At 71.9% G+C, this 20,477-nt stretch carries 18 protein-coding genes and 2 tRNA genes; 7 read left to right on the top strand and 13 right to left on the bottom strand.

The genetic code is table 11. The features are described from left to right. Positions 1-71: 71 nt before the first annotated feature. From OOJ98_RS19970 to OOJ98_RS19940, 7 genes are all read right to left on the bottom strand, one after another. Complete coding sequence (locus tag OOJ98_RS19970; protein WP_267056288.1) at positions 72-1,052, bottom strand: hypothetical protein; 981 nt, start codon at positions 1,050-1,052, stop codon at positions 72-74. Positions 1,053-1,169: 117 nt separating this feature from the next. Next, the gene (locus OOJ98_RS19965) at positions 1,170-2,354 is read right to left on the bottom strand and encodes an HD-GYP domain-containing protein (RefSeq protein ID WP_267057036.1); all 1,185 of its coding nucleotides are present in this window, start codon (positions 2,352-2,354) and stop codon (positions 1,170-1,172) included. A 68-nt stretch (positions 2,355-2,422) separates the two neighbouring features. Further along, positions 2,423-3,862, bottom strand: a complete 1,440-nt coding sequence (locus OOJ98_RS19960) for an HD-GYP domain-containing protein (protein ID WP_267056287.1) — start codon at positions 3,860-3,862, stop codon at positions 2,423-2,425. A 268-nt stretch (positions 3,863-4,130) separates the two neighbouring features. After that, positions 4,131-4,445 carry a mycothiol system anti-sigma-R factor gene (gene rsrA, locus OOJ98_RS19955; RefSeq protein ID WP_100575009.1) on the bottom strand — a complete coding sequence of 105 codons (315 nt, stop codon included), beginning with the start codon at positions 4,443-4,445 and terminating at the stop codon, positions 4,131-4,133. Further along, positions 4,442-5,251: a sigma-70 family RNA polymerase sigma factor gene (locus OOJ98_RS19950; protein ID WP_267056286.1), complete on the bottom strand. Its 810-nt coding sequence runs from the start codon at positions 5,249-5,251 to the stop codon at positions 4,442-4,444. Before OOJ98_RS19950 ends, rsrA begins: the two co-directional genes overlap by 4 nt. An 82-nt stretch (positions 5,252-5,333) precedes the next feature. Further along, positions 5,334-5,969 carry an alpha/beta family hydrolase gene (locus OOJ98_RS19945; protein WP_267056285.1) on the bottom strand — a complete coding sequence of 212 codons (636 nt, stop codon included), beginning with the start codon at positions 5,967-5,969 and terminating at the stop codon, positions 5,334-5,336. A 51-nt stretch (positions 5,970-6,020) separates the two neighbouring features. After that, positions 6,021-6,836 carry an SOS response-associated peptidase gene (locus OOJ98_RS19940; protein WP_267056284.1) on the bottom strand — a complete coding sequence of 272 codons (816 nt, stop codon included), beginning with the start codon at positions 6,834-6,836 and terminating at the stop codon, positions 6,021-6,023. Between the two features lie 291 nt (positions 6,837-7,127). Here OOJ98_RS19940 and OOJ98_RS19935 point away from each other — a divergent pair, with 291 nt between their 5' ends. The 4 genes from OOJ98_RS19935 (at position 7,128) to OOJ98_RS19920 (ending at position 10,631) form a co-directional block, all read left to right on the top strand. Then, the gene (locus tag OOJ98_RS19935) at positions 7,128-7,829 is read left to right on the top strand and encodes a M50 family metallopeptidase (protein ID WP_267056283.1); all 702 of its coding nucleotides are present in this window, start codon (positions 7,128-7,130) and stop codon (positions 7,827-7,829) included. Between the two features lie 26 nt (positions 7,830-7,855). Next, entirely contained in the window at positions 7,856-9,181 is a 1,326-nt protein-coding gene (gene aroA, locus OOJ98_RS19930) for a 3-phosphoshikimate 1-carboxyvinyltransferase (protein WP_267056282.1), read from the top strand. A gap of 15 nt (positions 9,182-9,196) precedes the next feature. Next, positions 9,197-10,210, top strand: coding sequence for a ribosome small subunit-dependent GTPase A (rsgA, locus tag OOJ98_RS19925; RefSeq protein ID WP_267056281.1), 1,014 nt, complete (start codon positions 9,197-9,199; stop codon positions 10,208-10,210). Between the two features lie 97 nt (positions 10,211-10,307). Then, positions 10,308-10,631, top strand: a complete 324-nt coding sequence (locus OOJ98_RS19920) for a multidrug efflux SMR transporter (RefSeq protein WP_267056280.1) — start codon at positions 10,308-10,310, stop codon at positions 10,629-10,631. A 46-nt stretch (positions 10,632-10,677) separates the two neighbouring features. Here the strand turns inward: OOJ98_RS19920 and OOJ98_RS19915 are convergent, their stop codons facing one another. Next, complete coding sequence (locus OOJ98_RS19915) at positions 10,678-11,295, bottom strand: TetR/AcrR family transcriptional regulator (protein ID WP_267056279.1); 618 nt, start codon at positions 11,293-11,295, stop codon at positions 10,678-10,680. Positions 11,296-11,452: 157 nt separating this feature from the next. On the opposite strand from OOJ98_RS19915, the gene hisN reads away from it, so the two are divergent. Both hisN and OOJ98_RS19905 read left to right on the top strand, forming a co-directional pair. Continuing rightward, on the top strand, positions 11,453-12,259 hold the full coding sequence (gene hisN, locus OOJ98_RS19910) for a histidinol-phosphatase (protein ID WP_267056278.1): 807 nt from the start codon (positions 11,453-11,455) through the stop codon (positions 12,257-12,259). A gap of 184 nt (positions 12,260-12,443) precedes the next feature. Next, positions 12,444-12,842 (top strand): cyclic nucleotide-binding/CBS domain-containing protein, encoded by a 399-nt coding sequence (locus OOJ98_RS19905; RefSeq protein WP_267056277.1) that lies wholly within the window; start codon positions 12,444-12,446, stop codon positions 12,840-12,842. A gap of 80 nt (positions 12,843-12,922) precedes the next feature. On the opposite strand, the gene OOJ98_RS19900 is transcribed toward OOJ98_RS19905, so the two are convergent. Then, complete coding sequence (locus OOJ98_RS19900; protein ID WP_267057035.1) at positions 12,923-14,392, bottom strand: catalase; 1,470 nt, start codon at positions 14,390-14,392, stop codon at positions 12,923-12,925. A gap of 127 nt (positions 14,393-14,519) precedes the next feature. Between OOJ98_RS19900 and OOJ98_RS19895 the strand changes: the two genes are divergently transcribed. Continuing rightward, complete coding sequence (locus OOJ98_RS19895; protein ID WP_267056276.1) at positions 14,520-14,936, top strand: Fur family transcriptional regulator; 417 nt, start codon at positions 14,520-14,522, stop codon at positions 14,934-14,936. A 162-nt stretch (positions 14,937-15,098) separates the two neighbouring features. On the opposite strand, the gene OOJ98_RS19890 is transcribed toward OOJ98_RS19895, so the two are convergent. The 4 genes from OOJ98_RS19890 to OOJ98_RS19875 form a co-directional block, all read right to left on the bottom strand. Continuing rightward, positions 15,099-15,172, bottom strand: a tRNA-Met gene (locus OOJ98_RS19890). An 88-nt stretch (positions 15,173-15,260) separates the two neighbouring features. Beyond that, on the bottom strand, positions 15,261-17,093 hold the full coding sequence (locus OOJ98_RS19885; RefSeq protein ID WP_267056275.1) for a tetratricopeptide repeat protein: 1,833 nt from the start codon (positions 17,091-17,093) through the stop codon (positions 15,261-15,263). Positions 17,094-17,364: 271 nt separating this feature from the next. Further along, positions 17,365-17,438 (bottom strand) — tRNA-Met (locus tag OOJ98_RS19880). A gap of 86 nt (positions 17,439-17,524) precedes the next feature. Beyond that, complete coding sequence (locus OOJ98_RS19875; RefSeq protein ID WP_267057034.1) at positions 17,525-20,410, bottom strand: UPF0182 family protein; 2,886 nt, start codon at positions 20,408-20,410, stop codon at positions 17,525-17,527. Positions 20,411-20,477 lie beyond the last annotated feature (67 nt).

Raw genomic sequence — 20,477 nt, 5'->3', positions numbered from 1 at the left:
TAAGCCTTCCTGAAAACCCGATTCCGATCCCGTACAGCCTAAGGCCCGGCCCGGCCGAGGTCCTCTGAAGCTCAGCAGACTTCCTCAAGATCTCGCCACTCGCGGCTGTCCGGGTTGTCGGCGACCCAGCCGTCGAGGAGCCCGCGCACCAGGCCGGCGGGGGCCGCGAGGCCGCATTCGCGCTCCGGGACCCACAGGTCGCCGTTGGTGCGGTGGCCGAGCGGGCCGGGGTGGCCGGGCTCGCTGTGGTCGTGCGGGTCGAGATGCTCGCCGTCGCCCTCGTCGCTCGGCATCTGCGACTCGGAGCAGGCCCGGCACAGCAGCCGCACCGACGACGACCAGTCCTCGGCGGCGAAGCCGGCGTCGGCCGCGAGGCGCTCCAGGGCGTCCCGGTCGGCCTCGGTGGCCGCCTCCAGGAGGACCACCCAGGTCGGCACGGGTGAGGGTGCCCACAGCTCGATCTCGTCGAACACCGGGAACGACGGGCCCGCGGCGGTGGTGCGCTCGCCGTGCGGGACGCCGTCGTGCAGCACGACCTCGCCCCAGCGGCGCCCCGAGGACGGCAGCGGAATGGAGAGCACTTCCATCCGGGCCGGGTCGAGCCTGCGGCCCCACACCACCTCGGCCTCGCCCTCGGGCGAGAGCCGCACGGCGGCGCTGCCCAGCTCCATGCCGACGGGTTCGCCGCTGCCGGTGGCCTCGCCGGGCACCTTCAGGCCGTACGCCTGCCAGGCGCGGCGGGCCAGCGGCCAGTCCTGGAGGGCGGTGGCCGCGATGCCCACGTTCCACCAGTCGGGGGCCCCGGACTCCTTGTCGAGCAGCGCCACGGCGCGCAGCCCGGCGGCCCGCGCCTGCTCCCAGTCGTGCCGGAACTTGTGCAGGAGCGCCAGGTTGAACCAGGACTCCGACAGCCAGGGCTCCAGGTCCGCGGCGCGCGTCAGCAGCGCGCCGGCGTCCTCGTACCTGCCGTCGCCGATCAGCGTGAACGCACGGTCTGTGGCCTGCCGCCACGAGGCGGAGGGCCGGTGCCGTCCCTTGCCGAAGATCCTCACGATTCCCGCCTGCCCAGACCGGCCCCGGCTACCGGGTCGGTCTTACGGTCTCCCAGTTTTCTGGGTTCTTTTCGCATCCAACCATGCCCGGCCGGAAGGCCGCTCATTACTCCTGGGTTACCCAGGAGGCACCCGGGTCAGACAGCCCCGGGCCAGCACGCGTGCCAGGGATTCGACAACGTGCGGATGGTAGTCACGACCGGTGCCGAGGCGCAGCTGTTCGAGTGCGTTCAGTGGGCTGCCGGGTCCGGCGGTGCCCTCCGCGAGGTCGTCGTAGGCGTTCACCGCGCGGATGATCCGGGCGGCGAGCGGCTGCTCCCGGTACGGGTCGGCCTGCCGCTCCACGATCAGGGCGACGTCGGCGGGGACCCCGGTCTGGCGTACGACGGCGCCGCCGAGCAGGGCGATGCGGCGCTGCTCGGCCGCGGGCAGGGCGGCGGTGGCACCGGCGGGGACGGGGTCGAGCAGGGAGAGCTGCCCGATGTCGTGCATGAGCGCGGCGTGCTCCAGGACGGTCAGCTCGCTCTCGGAGAGCCCGAGCTCGCGCCCGACGGCCCGGCTCAGCTCGGCGACCCGGCGGGCGTGGCCCGGCTTGGTGTATCCGGCGATCTCGGTGGCGCGGGCCAGGGAGGTGATGGTCTGGCGGTAGGTGGTGCGGACGGCCGCGTACCGCCGGAAGGCCAGTTGGGTGAGGAGCAGCGGCACACAGAACACGGGCAGCGCCCACAGGCCCGCGACGGCGACCGCGAGGGCGATGACGGTGCCGGTGGCGCAGACGGCGGACCCGATGCCGAGCAGTCCGCGCAGCTCGTCGCGCAGCAGCGGGCCGAAGGGGTAGCGGGTGCGGGCGCACAGGAGCAGGGCGGCGACGACCGCGTCGCACAACGCGGTCAGGACGAGCAGCAGCAGGAGGACGAGGGCGAACCAGGGCCCGTAGCCGACCCGGTCGTCGAGGAGCCCGGCGTTGTGGAGCGGCTGGAAACAGACGGCGGCGAAGGCGACGGTGAGCACCCGGCGGGCCGTCTCGTCGGGGCTCGGCCCGCGCCCCGCGGCCACGTGGGGTACGGAGCCGAGCAGCATCGCGGCGACCACCACGGCGATGACCTGGAGCGCCCCGTGCCGGGTGGCGTGCCCGGCGCTCTGGCCGAGCAGCGCGTAGGCGAGCGCACCCGCGGAGGCGAGCGGCGCGGGGTCGCGTTCGCCGTCCCGCGCGCCCCACCGGGCCAGCTCGCCCACCACGATGAGGGCGCCGAAGGCGGCCGCGGTGCGGGGCTCGGTGAGGCCGCCGCGCAGGGTCGCCACGAGCGCCCAGGCGGTGAGGGCCCAGGCCAGGGCGTGGGTGACGAGCACGGGGGCGGCGGCCCGGACGGTCACGTCGGGCCCCCCGGGACATGGGAGGGGCGCGGCTCGGGGCGGGGGTCTGTCGGTGGCGGGGCGTGGCCCGCACCGGGGGGCCTGGGGGGAGGCACGTTTCCGCGCCCGCCCGGTGCCCCCGGTTCGTCGGCGGTGACCTCCACGTGCCAGCCGTGGCGGGAGAGCGCCCGCACCAGGCCCTCCACCATCCGCGGATCGAACTGCGCGCCCGCGCACCGCTCTAGCTCGGTGACGGCGACGGCGACGGGCCGGGCCCGCCGGTAGGAGCGGGTCGAGGTCATCGCGTCGAACGCGTCGGCCACCGCCACCACCCGGGCGGCCTCCGGGATCTGCGTGCCGACGAGCCCGTAGGGGTAGCCGCTGCCGTCCAGCCGTTCGTGGTGGTGCAGGATCGCGGCGCGGGCCTCGCCGAGGAAGCCGATGCCGCGGACCATCTCGTGGCCGTACTCGGGGTGCAGCTCGATCACCGCCCGTTCCTCCGGGGTGAGCGGACCGTCCTTCCTGAGCACCCGGGTCGGCACGCCGAGCTTGCCGACGTCGTGCAGGATTCCGGCGAACCGGATGACCTCCAGCCGCCCTTCCTCCATGCCGAGTTCGCGGGCGATCATCTCCGAGGCCCGGCCGACCCGTTCGCTGTGGCCGCGGGTGTAGCGGTCCTTGATGTCGACGGCCTGGACGAGGGCGCGGATGGTGGCCTGGTGGGCGGCGCGCTCGCGCTGGTACTGGGCGAAGACCCAGCAGGAGATGTACATGGGCAGCAGCACGAACAGCGCGGCGGGCGGCCCGAACCGGCTGCGCCACAGCACGGCCATCATCAGCCCGGCGAGCCCGTGCACACAGTGCGGGGCGAGCGAGCGCAGCAGGAGGCCGCGCCAGGCGGTGCGGGCCGGGCGGCGTTCGGCGGTGGCGAGGATGAGGCCGTCGAGCGCCGTGAGGACCAGGCAGAAGACGAGGGCGGCGGCCCCGGCCGGCAGCAGGGCGTACGGAAAGTCGGGGGCGGCACCGGGGCCGCGACCGCCGAGCGCGGCCCGGCCGCCGAGCAGCTCGTGGGCGCGGGCCGCCGTCGAGGCGGCGACGGCGAGCTCGGCGGCCCGCCAGATGCGGCGCACCCGGCGCGGCTCGTCCTCGACGTACGCGATGAGCGCGCCCGGTACCGCGACGAGCGCGGCGGCGGCCGGCGGGAGCAGGAAGACGGCGGCGAGCAGCACGGGGAAGAAGGAGCCGGCGGCGATCGGCACGTCCACCCGGCCGGCCAGGACGGGGCAGCGGGCCGGCCATTCGCAGAGCGCGTACAGACCGGCGAGGAGCGCGACGGCCGGCCAGGGCACCCCCTGGTGCAGTACGGGCAGCGCGCACGCGCCCGCCGCGACGACGGCGCCCGTGACGGCGAGGCGCGCGCCCGCCGGAATGTCCCGCGCTCCCCGCGGCTCCGCCATGGCCCCCACCTCCCCATCCGCCCGGTCGGCCCGTTGCGTACAGCTTCGCGAGGATAGGCCCGTGGGCGGCGGCGGTCAGGCGCATGGACCAAATAGGGGGTTTCGAGCCACCCGGATTCGCACCTACGGGTGACGTTGCGCGGAAAAAGAGGAGAGCGGCCCCGGCCGATGGCCGGGACCGCTCTCAACTGTCCTGCCGCGGGCGGCAGTTCACCGTTCTCGATCGTCGCTCCGTACCGTCCGCGTCACAGGGGGCGGACGGCCCGGGTCACTCGGGCCTGAGCGTCGGCACCTCTCCGGTGACGACGTCCTGCTCGGGCACGGCCTGCCCGGAGCGGATCAGGTCGATGCGGCCCATCACCTTGGACCGCAGATCGCTCGGCACGTCGTCCGAGCCGCAGCAGCGCTTCACCAGCTTCTTCACGGCCTGTTCGAGGCCGTACTTCTCCAGGCACGGCGAGCACTCCTCGAAGTGCACCTCGAACTTGTCGCAGTCCGTGGGCGGCATCTCGTGGTCGAGGAACTCATACAGATGGTCCAGGACCTCGGAGCAGTCCGTCTCGTGCGGCTCTCCGCAGCTCATGAGCCCGAGCCTTTCGCTTCGTCCGTCTCACCGGCGCCGGCCGGGACGAGCCCGCGGTCACGGGCGTAGTCCTCCAGCATTCCGCGCAACTGGCGGCGGCCCCGGTGCAGTCGGGACATCACCGTACCGATGGGTGTACCCATGATGTCCGCGATCTCCTTGTACGCAAAGCCCTCTACGTCCGCGAGATACACGGCGATGCGGAACTCCTCCGGAATGGCCTGCAGGGCGGCCTTCACGTCCGAGTCGGGCAGGTGGTCGAGCGCCTGCGACTCGGCGGAGCGCAGCCCCGTGGACATGTGGGACTCGGCGCGCGCCAGCTGCCAGTCCTCGATCTCCTCGGCGGCGCTGCGCTGGGGTTCGCGCTGCTTCTTGCGGTAGGAGTTGATGAAGGTGTTGGTGAGAATCCGGTAGAGCCAAGCCTTCAGGTTGGTGCCCTCGCGGAACTGGTGGAACGACCCGTACGCCTTGGCGTACGTCTCCTGCACCAGGTCCTCCGCGTCGGCCGGGTTGCGCGTCATGCGCAGCGCCGCCGAGTACATCTGGTCGAGGTAGCCCAGGGCGTCCCGCTCGAAGCGCGCGTTGCGCTCGGCGGTGGTCTCTTCCACGTGGCCGTCGTCGGTCCCTGTGACCGGACCCACCTCCTCGAACGGTGTGCTGAGCCCGATGCCGGACCCACTCGAATCGGAGGATAGACGACGATCCGCTCCGCCCGCCGCTCGAATAGAGCTGGTCCTGGCCGCGGAAAGCACCGTCCACTCCAGGTCAGAGGCGGCCTTGCGGCTCGGGCAGATGGTCGAACCCATGCGACGGACTCCCTCTCCACAGCTGGTCTGCGTATCCCTTACGTGGGCCATAACAGCCGCTCCCCATCCGGCATTCCCGGCGTCAGAGGGCGAGCGCGGCGAGCCAGCCGCCGGCCGCCGCGGTGATCACGTCCAGTGCGTCCTGCTGGGTGAGCGCGGCCCGTTTCGGCACGGCGAACCCGTGGTCGGCGGCGGGCACCTCCGTCATCTCGTACGGCCCTTCGGGGAATTCGGCGGGCTTGCCGAAGGGGTCGTTGCCGCCCTGCACCACGAGGGTGGGCACGCCCGCGCCGAGCAGCTCGGGTGCCCGGGACTTCTCCGGCCTGCCCGGCGGGTGCAGCGGGAAGCTCAGGGCCAGGACCCCGGCCGCGCCGAGCTCCGCCGCCGTGCGGCAGGCGACCCGCGCCCCGGCGCTGCGCCCGCCCGCGACGACGGGCAGTCCCTTCGCGGCCAGGGCCGGCCACAGGTCCCGCCAGCCGGTGTCCAGGGTCTTCGGCGCCGGGGCCAGCTTCTTGCCGGCCACCCGCCAGGGCTGCTCCACCAGAGCCACGCTCACCCCGAGCGGGGGCAGCGCGGCGGCCAGGGCCACCAGGTCGCGGGCCTCGATGCCGCCGCCCGCGCCGTGGCTCACCGCGAGGACGAGGCGCGCCTTCGCGGCGGGCCGCCACGTGATGCGCGCCTCACCGGCGCCGGTCTCAACGATCTCGCTGTCGCTCACGGGCCCCATCCTGCGTCAGAACGGGGCGCGCGCGGGGCAGCGGAGCGGCGATCAGAACAGGGTGCCCTCTTCCGGCCCCTCCAGCTCCGTCAGCAGTTCGGGTCCGTTGTTGCGCACGTTGCTGACGGCCGTCGGCACCGGGTAGGCCCGCATCAGGCCGCCCGGCGGCGGCGCGAGCAGTCCCCGTATCTCCTCGATGTCCTGGCGGGCCGGGTCGAGCCACGACGACCAGCGGTCCCGGGTCAGCATCAGCGGCATCCGGGGGTGGATGTCGGCGAGTGACGAGGGGCCCTCGGCCGGGGCGACGCCGAGCGGGCCGGTCTCCGCCTCGGTGGTGAGGACCGAGCAGGTCACCCACCACGCCGAGGGGTGGTCGTCGGGCAGGGTGCGGTCGCGCCAGAACTCGTAGAGCCCGGCCATCGCGAAGACGGAGCCGTCCGCCGGGGTGACGAAGTACGGCTGCTTGCGGGGCCGCTTCTTCTTCCCCTCGACCTCCAGCTCCCGCTCCCCCGTGCCGGTGACCCATTCGTAGTAGCCGTCGGCGGGGATGATGCAGCGGCGCGAGGCGAAGGCCTTCTTGAAGGAGGGCTTCTCGTGGACCGTCTCGGCCCGCGCGTTGATCATCCGGGCCGCGCCCTCGGGCGACTTCGCCCACGCGGGCACGAGCCCCCACTTCAGCGTGCGCAGCTGGCGCACCGGGCGGCGCTCGTCGGCGTCCTTGAGGGGACGTTCGAGGACGACGTGGACCTGCTTGGTGGGGGCCACGTTCCAGTCGGGCTCCACCGCCTCGGCCGGGTCCCACCTCTCCACGTCGAAGACCCCGGCGAGATCCTCGGGCGCGCGAGTCGCCGCGTACCTGCCGCACATGTCCAGCCTCCCCACTGAGCCGCACCGACGCCGGGTCGTGCGGCCGCGTCCCGCAGCGCACCGGCGCGGTGCCCCGTCTTCGCAGCGTCCATCCGCAGCGTCCAAGGGTGGCAGACCGGCGGCGCCGGGCGCCGGGCGCGTCCGGTGGCCCGTACCAGGGGCGGACGGAACCTTTCGCACGGTGGCGCTCGTCCTCCCCACCACAGCCCACCAGCGACCCGCCGCACACCAGCGCGGTGCCCGGTGCCAGACTGCCACGGCGCCCGTACCCCCTGAGGAGCCGTCCCCGACATGTCCGCGCTGCAAGACTTCCAGCTCTTCGGCACCCAGAGCCCGCCGGACCAGTGGCTGGTCATCGCGACCGGCGTGGTCGCGCTCGCCGCCGTCGTCCCGCACGGCCTGTGGCGGCTGTCGCGCAACGCCATCACCATCGCCCACGAGGGCGGCCACGGCCTGGTCGCGCTCCTCTCCGGCCGCCGCCTCGACGGCATCCGGCTGCACTCCGACACCAGCGGGCTCACCGTGAGCCGGGGCAAGCCGTACGGCCTGGGGATGATCCTCACCGCGGCCGCCGGCTACACCGCGCCGCCCCTGCTCGGCCTCGGCGGCGCCTGGCTCCTCACCGCCCACCACGTCACGCTCCTCCTGTGGCTGGCCACCGCGCTGCTCCTCGCGATGCTGGTGATGATCCGCAACGCGTACGGCGTCCTGACCGTGGTGGTCACCGGGGCCGCGTTCCTGCTGATCTCCTGGCTGACCGGCCCCGACGTGCAGTCGGCGTTCGCCTACACGGCCGTGTGGTTCCTGCTGCTCGGCGGCGTGCGCCCGGCGTTCGAGCTCCAGCGCAAGCGCCGCCGGCACAACGACGGCGACTCGGACGCCGACCAGCTCGCCCGGCTCACCCACGTACCACCGGCGCTCTGGCTCTTCCTCTTCCACGCGGTTTCTGTCTGTTCCCTGATCGGTGGTGGCCGCTGGCTGCTCGGTGTCTAGTCCACGGCCCCACTAAAGTAAGGACCATGACCGAAACGCCCGTGCACCACGCCCTCTGGCCCGCCCCTCTCGCGAGCAAAGCCGTCGACGCGACGGTCACCGTGCCCGGATCGAAATCGGTCACCAATCGCGGGCTCGTCCTGGCCGCGCTTGCCGCCGAGCCCGGCTGGCTGCGCCGCCCCCTCCGCTCCCGCGACACCCTCCTGATGGCCGAGGCGCTGCGCACGCTCGGCGTCGGCATCGAGGAGGGCGTGGGCCCCGACGGCTCCGGCGAGGCCTGGCGCGTGATCCCGGCCGGCCTGCACGGCCCGGCCACGGTCGACGTCGGCAACGCCGGCACGGTCATGCGCTTCCTTCCCCCGGTCGCCGCGCTCGCCGACGGCCCGGTCCGCTTCGACGGCGACCCGCGCTCCTACGAGCGCCCGCTCGGCGGCGTGATCGAGGGACTGCGCGCGCTCGGCGCCCGCATCGACGACGACAACCGCGGCGCGCTCCCCATGACCGTGCACGGCGCGGGCGCCCTCGAAGGCGGCCGGGTGGAGATCGACGCCTCGTCCAGCTCCCAGTTCGTCTCGTCCCTGCTGCTCTCCGCGCCCCGCTTCAACCAGGGCGTCGAGGTACGCCACGTGGGCGGGGCCCTGCCGTCGATGCCGCACATCCGGATGACGGTCGACATGCTGCGCTGTGTGGGCGCCCAGGTCGACGAGCCGGAGACGGGCGGCGAGCCCAACGTGTGGCGGGTCACCCACTCCGCGCTGCTCGGCCGCGACCTGACCGTCGAGCCCGACCTCTCCAACGCCCAGCCCTTCCTGGCCGCCGCGCTGATCACCGCCGGCACCGTCGTCATCCCGGACTGGCCGGCCCGCACCACCCAGCCCGGCGACCAGCTGCGCCAGATCTTCACGGAGATGGGCGGCACCTGCCAACTGACCGACCGCGGGCTGGTGTTCCGGGGCTCCGGCCGCATCCACGGCATCGACGTGGACCTGAGCGAGGTCGGCGAACTCACTCCGGGCATCGCCGCCGTCGCGGCGCTCGCCGACTCGCCCTCCACGCTGCGCGGCGTCGCCCACCTGCGGCTGCACGAGACGGACCGCCTCGCCGCGCTCACCAAGGAGATCAACGAGCTCGGCGGCGATGTGACGGAGACCGAGGACGGGCTGCACATCCGCCCGCGCGCGCTGCACGGCGGCGTCTTCCACACCTACGACGACCACCGGATGGCGACGGCGGGCGCGATCATCGGCCTCGCCGTCGAGGGCGTGGAGATCGAGAACGTGGCGACGACGGCCAAGACGCTGCCCGACTTCCCCGACATGTGGGAATCCATGCTGGCGGGGTCCGGAAGCTGAGCGGGGCCTAGAACCATGCGCCGCTACGGCAAGAACCCGGACGAGGACGACATCCGCGTCCGCCCCAACCCCAAGGGCAACCGCCCCCGCACCAGCATCCGCCCCAAGCACGAGGACGCGGCCGAGGGCATGGTCCTCACCGTGGACCGCGGCCGGCTCACCTGCCTGGTCGAGGGCCGCTCGATCCACGCCATGAAGGCCCGCGAACTGGGCCGCAAGGCGGCCGTGGTGGGCGACCGGGTCGACATCGTGGGCGATCTGTCCGGGAAGAAGGACACGCTCGCGCGGATCGTACGGATCGGCAAGCGCACCTCGGTGCTGCGGCGCACCGCCGACGACGACGACCCGTACGAGCGCGTGGTCGTCGCCAACGCCGACCAGCTCGCCATCGTCACCGCGCTCGCCGACCCCGAGCCCCGCCCCCGCCTCATCGACCGCTGCCTGGTCGCGGCGTACGACGGCGGGCTCGAACCGCTCCTGGTGCTCACCAAGTCGGACCTGGCTCCGGCCGGCGAACTCCTGGAGATGTACGGCGCGTTGGGCGTCCCGTACGTGGTCACCTCGCGCGAGGAGCTGTACGAGGGCGACGCGGCGGACCGGGTGCGCGAACATCTGCACGGCCGGGTCACGGCGTTCGTGGGCCACTCGGGCGTCGGCAAGACGACCCTGGTCAACGCGCTGGTGCCGGAGGCGCAGCGGCGCATCACCGGCCATGTCAACGCGGTCACCGGGCGGGGCCGGCACACCACCACCTCCGCGCTCGCGCTGCCCCTGGACAGCGTGGACGGCGGCTGGGTCGTGGACACCCCGGGCGTGCGGTCCTTCGGCCTCCACCACGTGGATCCGTCCCGGGTGATCCTGGCCTTCCCCGATCTGGTGCCGGGCACCGAGAACTGTCCGCGCGCGTGCAGCCACGACGAGGCGGAGTGCGCGCTGGACCAGTGGGTGGCCGACGGCCACGCGGATCCGGCCCGGCTGTACTCGTTGCGCCGTCTGCTCGCGACACGGGAGCGACGCGAGGGGGACTGACCGTTTCCACGGGCGGGTACGTGCCTCGCATTGCATAATCACACCAAGTGTTGACCATGCAGTTCGCGACGAGACGCGTTGTGGGAGGCCCAGGACAATGGCGTGGCTGCTGGTCGTGGTGGCGGGGATCCTCGAAACGGGGTTCGCCGTCTGCTTGAAGCTGTCGCACGGTTTCACCCGGCTGTGGCCGACGATCGCCTTCGTCACCTTCGCGCTGGGCTCCTTCGGTCTGCTGACGCTGTCGCTGCGGAAGCTGGACGTGGGGCCCGCCTACGCGGTGTGGACGGGCATCGGGGCGGCCGGGACCGCCATCTACGGCATGGTCTTCCTCGGCGATGTGGTCTCGACCCTGAAACTGGTGTCGATCTCGCTGGTCATCGTGGGCGTGATCGGCCTGCAGATCTCCGGCTCGGCGCACTGACCGCCGCCGTCACGGCGGTGGGGGACGCACACCCGTGGGCGCGCGTTCACCTCGTCGCGCGTACGGGCAACCCGGCGAGCATCGCGCGCAGCTGCCCGGTGTGGCCCCCGGCCCGTGCGGCCGGCGCCACCACGAAGGACAGGCCGAGCCGTACCGCGGTCTCGCAGTAGCGGCCGAGCTCCACCGGGTCGGCGCCCGGCACCTCGTGTTCGAGCACCGCGAGCGCCCTGTCCCGTACCGCGGCGACGAGTTCGGCGGGTCCCGGCACCCCGGCGTCGGCCCGGCGCTGGGCGGGCACGGCGGAGACGGGGGCGCCGGTACGGACCGAGGGCGCGGGCAGCCGTGCGCTCCAGGCGCCCGTGAGCAGGGCCCGCACCAGGGCGCTGGAGCGGGCGGCGCCGAGCGTCCACTCCGCCACGTCGACCAGGCGCTCGGCGGGGGCGGAGCGGAGGGCGAGCGCTCTGTCGACGCCGCGCAGATAAACATCGGCCTCCCGGCGCACCAGCGCGCGGGCGAGCCCCTCCTTGCTGCCGAACTCGTTGTAGAGCGTCTGCCGCGAGACCCCGGCGACGGCCGCCACGTCCACCATGCGCACCGCCGGCCACGGCAGTCCCGCGAGCGCCGAGAGTGCCGCGTCCAGTAAGGATTCCCGCGCTGTGGGCATGGTCGCCTCCCGGGGCCCCCGACGGCCTGGGGGCGGCTCCGCGTTCAGCGTTGACGCGGGCGAATCACGTGTCAAGGGGCGCCGGGGGCGCTCGCACGGGCGTCCCGGAGTGCGGGCGCTGTGGTCCGTACCGCGGACGATCGCTACGGTGGTGGCCATGCCCGACTATCACGATGATCTGCGTCTCGCCCACGTTCTCGCCGACGCCGCCGACGCGGCCACCATGGACCGGTTCAAGGCGCTCGACCTGAAGGTCGAGACCAAGCCGGACATGACGCCGGTGAGCGAGGCCGACAAGGCGGCCGAGGAGGTCATCCGGGGGCATCTCCAGCGAGCCCGGCCACGGGACGCGATCCTCGGCGAGGAGTACGGCCTGGAGGGCACGGGCCCGCGGCGCTGGGTGGTCGACCCGATCGACGGGACCAAGAACTACGTCCGCGGCGTACCGGTGTGGGCGACCCTGATCTCGCTGATGGAGGCCGGCGAGAACGGCTTCCAGCCGGTGGTCGGCGTGGTGTCGGCACCCGCCCTGAACCGGCGCTGGTGGGCGGCGAAGGGCCACGGCGCGTTCACCGGCCGCAGTCTGACCTCGGCGACGCGCCTGAAGGTGTCCAGCGTCTCCGAGCTGGCCGACGCCTCGTTCTCGTACTCCTCGCTGAGCGGCTGGGAGGAGCGGGGCAAGCTCGACGACTTCCTCGATCTGACGCGGGAGTGCTGGCGGACCCGGGCGTACGGCGACTTCTGGCCGTACATGATGGTCGCCGAGGGCTCGGTGGACTTCTGTGCGGAGCCCGAGCTGTCGATGTGGGACATGGCGGCCAATGTGATCGTGGTGCAGGAGGCCGGGGGCGTCTTCACCGGCCTCGACGGCCGGCCGGGCCCGCACAGCGGCAACGCGGCGGCCTCCAACGGCCTGCTCCACGAGGAACTGCTCGGCTACCTGGGCGACGCGCCGCAGCCCTGAGGCCCCTGTGGGGCGTGAGTCGTACTTTTACGCGCCCCTCAACTGACCTCTACTCAGCCCTTGTTGACGGCCCGCCCCGATGCGACTCTAGGAGTCCCCCCACTTGTGAACGTGTGAATTCCTTTCGGAGCGGGCTCCGTTCGCCGTGCCGGAAGTCGAATCCACCCAGGAGGTGGCTCCTTTCATGCTCGTCCGTGACGCCATGAGCACGATGGTCCTCACCATCGGTCCCGCCCACACCCTCCGACAGGCCGCCCGTCTGATGTCCGCGCGCCGGGTCGGCGCGGCCATCGTCCTCGACCCCGACACCAGCGGCCTCGGCATCCTCACCGAACGCGACATCCTCAACTCCGTCGGCCTGGGCCAGGACCCGGACCACGAGACGGCCGGCACCCACACCACCACCGACGTCGTCTTCGCGGCACCCGCCTGGACGCTGATCGACGCCGCCGAGGCGATGACCCACGGCGGCTTCCGCCATCTGATCGTCCTCGACGGCCACGGCCCGGTCGGCATCGTCTCGGTCCGCGACATCATCCGCTGCTGGTCCCCGGCCCGGCGCGAGAGCGCACTGACGGGCTGACGGACCGGCGGGTACGCCAGGAGGCCGGACCCCCGATGGGGAGTCCGGCCTCCTGTTCATCCTCGGCAGGCGGGCCCTGATCAGCCGCGAAGGGCCTGGACCGCGGCTTCGAGCCGCTTGCCGAAGTCGGCGTCCGCCTGGCGGAAGTTGTTGATCGCGCGCTCGGCGATGTCGTCGCGCGACACCTTGGCGATGAACCCGGCCAGGTTGTCGATCAGGCGGGCCTTCTCGTCCTCGGAGTAGAGCCGGTAGAGGTTTCCGGCCTGTACGAAGTCGTTGTCCTCGGCGTGCACCGGCGCGACGGTGGTGCCGGTGACTCCGGTGACCTGGCTGCCCTGCCACAGCGGGCGGTCGGTCTGGAAGGGGCCGCCGAAGCTGTTGGGCTCGTAGTTCTTCGCGCCCTTGTGGCGGCCGTCGTACAGGTAGCCGTCACGGGAGTTGGTGCGCGCCTCGGTGGCGTGCGGACGGTTCACCGGCAGGTGGTCGGCGTTGATGCCGACGCGGTACCGGTGGGCGTCGCCGTAGGCGAAGAGCCGGCCCTGGAGCATCTTGTCCGGGGAGGGACCGATGCCGGGAACGAAGTGCGCGGGGCTGAAGACCGACTGCTCGACCTCGGCGAAGATGTTCTCCGGGTTGCGGTTGAGCTCCAGCTTGCCGATCTCGATCGGCGGGTAGTCCTCGTGCGGCCACACCTTGGTGAGGTCGAACGGGTTGAAGCGGTACGTCGCCGCGTCCGCCTCCGGCATGATCTGCACCTGCACGGTCCAGGACGGGAAGTCGCCGCGCTCGATGGCCTCGCGCAGGTCGCGCTGGTGGCTGTCGGGGTCCTCACCGGCGAGCTTGTTGGCCTCGTCCTGGGTGAGGTTCTTGATCCCCTGGTCGGTCTTGAAGTGGTATTTGACCCAGAAGACCTCGCCGGCCTCGTTGTTCCACTGGAACGTGTGCGAGCCGAAGCCGTTCATGTGGCGCAGGGTCGCCGGGATGCCGCGGTCGCCGAAGAGCCAGGTCACCTGGTGGGTGCTCTCGGGGCTCAGCCCCCAGAAGTCCCAGACGTTGTCGGCTTCCTGGCTGCCGGTGTACGGGTCGCGCTTCTGCGTGTGGATGAAGTCCGGGAACTTGATGGCGTCCTTGATGAAGAAGACGGGCGTGTTGTTGCCGACCAGGTCGTAGTTCCCCTCCTCCGTGTAGAACTTCAGCGCGAAGCCGCGGGGGTCGCGCACGGCATCGGCGGAGCCGAGGTTGCCGGCCACGGTGGAGAAGCGCAGGAAGGTCTCGGTCTCCTTGCCGACCTCGGAGAGGAACGCGGCGCGCGTCCACTGCGAGACGTCACGGGTGACGGTGAAGGTGCCGTACGCGCCCGCGCCCCGGGCGTGCACGATGCGCTCCGGGATGCGCTCGCGGTTGAAGTGGGCGAGCTTCTCCAGGAGCGACTGGTCCTGGATCAGGACCGGACCGCCGGCGCCCGCGGTCGCACTGTTCTGGTTGTCGGCCACCGGTGCGCCGGCCTCCGTGGTGAGCGGTCCCTGTGTCACGCGCGCCTCCTGCGTCATGTCCTGCACGTCCTGTCCCTCGGTGTCTACCGGAACCGATCCTACAATGGACATTGTCTAAGTCAAACAGTGATCCAAACCCACACCTGTTCGGGACTGGGCCTCTTCCCCTGTTAGGCTGGTGTCCATGAGTGACCTGTTGGAGCGATTGCGTGGCCGCGGCTGGCGGATGACCGCACAGCGGCGCGTCGTGGCCGAGGTCCTGAACGGCGACCACGTCCACCTGACCGCCGACGAAGTGCACGCGCGCGCGGTGGAGCGGCTGCCCGAGATCTCCCGGGCCACGGTCTACAACACGCTGGGCGAGCTGGTGACGCTCGGTGAGATCCTTGAGGTCTCCACCGACCGCCGCGCCAAGCGGTACGACCCGAACGCGCACCGCCCGCACCAGCACCTGGTGTGCGCCCAGTGCGGCGCGATCCGCGACGTCCACCCGCAGGGCAACCCGCTGGCGGACCTCCCCGACAGCGAGCGCTTCGGCTTCACGATCGCGGCCGTCGAGGTCACCTACCGCGGCACCTGCCCGAACTGCGCGGCCGCCTGACCCGCCCCGTAATGTGAAGAAGCCCTCCGGCCGGTGGCCGGGGGGCTTCTCTGTTGTGCGGGCGTCTTTCGTCCGCGGGATGTCGGCCTCGCCTGCCGGGCAGTTGGCGGACATACGACTGAGGCCCGAATCCCCCAAAGGATTCGGGCCTCAGTCTTCAAGTAGCGGGGACAGGATTTGAACCTGCGACCTCTGGGTTATGAGCCCAGCGAGCTACCGAGCTGCTCCACCCCGCGTCGGTGAACCCAACCTTACGGGACGGCACCGACCAGCGCAAATCTGTTCCCCGGGGACCCCGGGAAGGCCCGAGGAGACCCCAAGCAGCTAGGCCGTGAGCTCCTGGTGCAGCGCCTCGCGCAGCCGTGCCGCGCGCTCCGCGACCTCCGCGGGACCCAGCTCGACCGCCTTGGCGCACCACCGCTGCCCCTCGCTCAGCTCGCCGTGGCGGGCGGCGAGCAGGGCGAGGCGCAGCGCGGCCCGCCCGTGGCCGGCGTGGGCGGCGCGGCTCCACCACAGGGCCGCCTCACGCTCGCGGCCCTCGCGGGCGAGCAGCAGCCCGAGGTTGAAAGCGCCGTTGCGGCTGCCCGCCTCGGCCGCCTCCCCGTACCAGCGCGCGGCCGCCTCCAGGTCGCCCCTGGCCGCGGCGAGCATGCCGACCCGCACCTGGGCGCGGCGGTGGCCCTGCTGCGCTGCCCGCTCGTACCACTCCTCGCACTCGGTCTTCTCGGCCATCGGCTCGCCGAGCGCGGGCGGGCCGGGCGGCGGCTGGCGCGCGTCGAGGAGCGTGGCGAGCCGGAAGGCGGCCTCGGCGCTGCCGCCGCCGGCCGCGCACCGCAGATGGCGCTCGGCGGCCTGCTCCTCGCCGTCCCGCAGCAGCGCGATGCCGACCTGGAGGGCCGCGTCGGTGTGCCCGGCGGCCGCGGCCCGCTCGTACCACTTCAGGGCGGTGCGGTCGTCGTCGCGCCCGGCGAAGAGGATGCCGAGGTTGAAGGCGGCGTCCACGCTGCCGGCCTCGGCCGCTTTGGAGAACCACGGCTCGGCGCCGGTCGGGTCGCCGGCCTGGAGCAGCAGGATGGCGAGCGCGTTGGCCGCCTCGCGGTGTCCGCTGTAGGCGGCCCTGCGGTACCACTGCTCGGCCTGGGCCGTACGGTTCTGGGCGGCGCAGAGCAGCCCGAGGTTGTACGCCCCGTTGACATCGCCCGCGGTCATCGCCGCGCGGTACCAGCGCTCGGCGGTCTGCTGCTCGCCGCGCGCGGCGTGCAGCGCGCCGAGCGCGTTGGCGGCGTTGCCGTCGCCGTCCTGGGCGGCGCGCAGCCACCACACGGCGGCGCTCTCCTCGTCCCCCGCGTCCCTGAGCAGGAAGCCGAGCGCGCAGGCGGCCTTGGCCTCGCCGTCCTTGGCGGAGGTCAGGTACCAGCGGCCCGCCTCCTTCAGGTCGCCGCGCTTCTCCAGGATCGCGCCGAGGTGCAGGGCGGCGCGGCGGTGCCCGCGCGCGGCGGCCTGCCGGTACCACGGCTCGGCCTCGTCGGCCGCGCTCTCGCCCTCGGGTGCCCGGTCGACAGCGATGTCACCGTGGCCTTCGCCGGACGCCCCCTCCTCGCCGCGCCGGTCGATGAGGCGGGCCAGGCGGTAGGCGGCCTCACGGTGGCCCTGCTCCGCGGCGGCCCGCAGCCACCGCTCGGCGCCCACGTCACTGCGGTGTTCCAGGAGGTCGGCCAGGGCGTACGCGCCCAGTGCGTGGCCCTGTTCGGCGGACTGGCGCAGCCAGTACTCGGCGGCCGGCTCGTCGCCGCGCTCGCGGTAGTGGCGGCCGAGCGCGTGTGCCGCGGCGGCGGATCCGGCGACGGCGGCGATGCGCCACCAGCCGGCCGCCTCGTCGGTGTAGCCGCGCTGGTGGAGCAGGACACCCAGGTTGTTGGCGGCGGCCCGGTCGCCCTCGGCGGTGGCGCCGCGCAGATAGGGCTCCGCGCTGTCGAGGTCGCCGCGGCGCAGCAGCAGGGAGCCGAGGACGCTCATCGACTCGGCGTCGCCGCTGTCGGCGGCACGCCGGTGCCGCGCCTCGGTCTCGGCGTCAGCGGTGTCAGCATCCTCATCGGAGCGTGTCTGCACAAACCGCCCTGTCTCCAACAGAGTTGCCCTGTCCCCCATAAATACCATCGTCGCACCACCCGCAACCGGCGTACACCTGGTATACCGCAGCTCGTGAGGTCACTTCAGCGTTTTGTCGACATGCCCACAGAGAGACACACCAAACCCCGTGTACCCCAACTCACCCTGACAAGACCAGATTTCACGCCAGCAGGTTCCAGCCACCGGTCATCGGACATCTGCCCCGCCCGCCGACCGCCGTCGGGCTCCCCCGGCCGCACGGGGTGCGGACGCGACGAGGGCCCGGATCCTTGAAAGGATCCGGGCCCTCGTCAGTGAGTAGCGGGGACAGGATTTGAACCTGCGACCTCTGGGTTATGAGCCCAGCGAGCTACCGAGCTGCTCCACCCCGCGTCGGTAAACCCAACGCTACCACGCGGTGGAGGTGGCTCCCGACCGGAGCCGACCCGTCTGCCCAGGTCAGCTCCGGTCCGGCCGGATCAGCTCGCGGGCCTGGCCGCCTTGGCCTCCGCCTCGGCCGCCTTCTGCAGGGCGTCCTGGAGCGCCTTCTGGCTGTCGCCGTAGGTCTTCCAGTCGCCCTTGGCGAGCGCCTTCTGGCCGTCGTCGTACGCCTTCTGGGCGTCCTTGATGGCCTGGTCGACCGTGGCGTTGCCGGACGGTGGCGTGGTGGGCGGGTTGGTCGTGGACGGCGGGTTGGTGGTGGACGGCGGTGTCGCCCCCTCCGCCCCGAAGACCGCGCTCAGTGCGTCCGCCAGGTTGTCCTTGAAGAACGTCTTGTCGCCGTAGGAGACGCCGACCTTCTTCAGGAGCGGATAGTTGGCGCTGCCACCGCGCGCGTACACCGGCTCGATGTAGAGGAAGCCCCCGCCGAGCGGCACCGTCAGCAGGTTGCCGTAGTCGATCTCGGAGTCGGTGCCTCTCAGGTTCCGCACGAACTCGGCGACTTCGGGCGAGCCGTTCAGCTTGCTCTGCACCTGCTGCGGGCCCTGCACGTTGTCGGTGACCCGCAGCAGTCTGATCTTGCCGTAGTCCGGGCTCGCGGCATCGGCGTCGACCGCCATGAACCCGCCCAGGTTGGGCCGGCCGTTGGGCGTGAACGTCGTGGTCAGCGAGAACTTCTTGCCCTCCTGCTCGGCGCCCGGCACCTTCAGGGACAGGTAGTACGGCGGGACCGCGCTGTTGTCCTTGTTGGTCGGGTCGTCCGGCACCTGCCAGGCGTCACTGCCGCTGTAGAACTGCGCGGGGTTGGTGACGTGGTAGCGGGTGAGCAGCTCGCGCTGGACCTTGAACATGTCCTGCGGGTACCGCAGGTGGGCGAGCAGGTCCTTCGGGATCGCCGACTTGGCCTTGACCGTGCCGGGGAACGCCTTCATCCAGGTCTTGAGGACCGGGTCCTTGTCGTCCCACTGGTACAGGGTGACCGTGCCGTCGTACGCGTCGACGGTCGCCTTCACCGAGTTGCGGATGTAGTTGACCTGGTTCTGCTGGGCCACCACCGCGCGCTGGTTGTCCGTCAGGGAGTCCGTGGTGGTCTCGCCGAGCGTGGTGCGCGAGGCGTAGGGGTAGCCGTTGGTCGTCGTGTACGCGTCGACGACCCACTGGATGCGCTTGCCGACGACCGCCGGGTAGGCGTCGCCGTCGATGGTCAGCCAGGGGGCGACCGCCTCGACGCGCTCCTTCGGGGTGCGGTTGTAGAGGATCTTCGATCCCTTGCCGATGGCCCCCGAGTACAGGATCTGCGGCTCGTTGAGGGTGACGGCGTACGCGGCCCGGTTGAAGGGGTTGGACAGGCTCACGCCGCCCTTGCCCTGGAAGCTCGTCGTGACCTGGCCCTTGCCCTCGCTCTCGTAGTCGAGCTCCTTCTGGGGCCCGCCGACGATCGAGTACTGGTCGGTCTTCTCGCCGTAGTAGACGCGCTGTTCGTAGTCCGAGGGGAGCTGGCCGCTGGTGGGCAGCCCCGACTCGGTGAAGTCCGGCGCGCCGTTGCCGTCGACGCTGGTGCCCTTGGCCGCGATCGCGCCGAAGCCGTGGGTGTAAGTGAAGTGGTCGTTGATCCAGTTGCGCTTGTCGATGCCCTTGAGGTCGAGCTCGCGCAGGCCGATGACGGTGTCCTGCTCCTTGCCGTCCTTGTCCTGGTAGCGGTCCACGTCGAGCGTCGAGGGGAACTGGTAGTACTTACGCTCCTGCTGGAGCTGCTGGAACGCGGGCGAGACGACGTTGGGGTCGATGATGCGGTAGCTGGCCGCCGAGTCGGCGTCCGAGCGGAGCTTCGCGTTGTCCTTGGTGTCCGTGGTGCCCTTGTAGTCCGTGACGTCCGCGTCGTTGATGCCGTAGGCCTTGCGGGTGGCGTCGATGTTCTTCTGGATGTACGGCGCCTCCTTGGCCTGCTCGTTGGGCTGGACCTGGAACTTCTGCACGATCGCCGGGTAGAGCCCGCCGATCAGGATCGCCGAGAGCACCATCAGGCCGAAGCCGATGACGGGCAGCTGCCAGGTGCGGCGCCACAGGGTCGCGAAGAACAGCACGGCGCAGATGACCGCGATGCAGAACAGGATCGTCTTCGCCGGGAGGTAGGCGTTGGCGTCGACGTAGCGAAGGCCCGTCCAGTTGTTGGTCGCCTTGAAGTCGCTCGACTTGACCGCGAGCCCGTACCGGTCGAGCCAGTACGCCACGGCCTTCAGGAGCACGAAGACGCCGAGCAGCACCGAGAGGTGACCGGTGGCCGCTCCCGTGGCGCGCGCGCCGGGGCTGGTGACGCGCAGCCCGCCGTACAGGTAGTGCGTGAGCGCGGCCGCGATGAGCGAGAGGACGGCGGCGGCGAAGCCGAAGCCGAGCAGGAAGCGGTACCAGGGCAGGTCGAAGGCGTAGAACGACACGTCCAGCTTGAACTGGGGGTCCTTCTGCCCGAACGGCACCCCGTTGACCCACATCAGCCAGGTGCGCCACTGACCGGAGGCCGACGCGCCGGCGATGAGGCCGATGAGCGCGGTGATCCCGAGCAGCATCCACTTCTTGTACGGGGCGATGCCCATCCGGTAGCGGTCGAGGCTCTGCTGCTCCAGGGACATCGCGCTGAGCGGCGGCCGGAGCCGGTGCGCCAGCCAGATGTTCAGGCCGACGGCGAGGGCCATCAGGAGTCCGAAGACGCAGAACAGTCCGATCTTCGTCCACAGCTGGGTGGTGAAGACCGACGAGTAGTGGACCGAGCGGTACCAGAGCCAGTCGGTCCAGAACCCCGCGAACATGACGAAGGCCATGGCAAGCACGGCCAGAATGCCCAGTGTCATGAGCAGGGTCCGGACCCGGCGGGACGGCCGGCCGACTCTGATCCGTGGCCCGGACGGGCCTGAGCCGCGGTCCGGCATCTGGAAAGCCAAGGTGCGCACCTCGAAGTTCGCTGTCGTATGGGCGGGCCCAGCGATCGTAGAGCCC

This window comes from Streptomyces sp. NBC_00083 (assembly GCF_026343295.1).
Taxonomy (GTDB): domain Bacteria; phylum Actinomycetota; class Actinomycetes; order Streptomycetales; family Streptomycetaceae; genus Streptomyces.
This window is presented reverse-complemented; position numbering and strand designations above follow the sequence as displayed.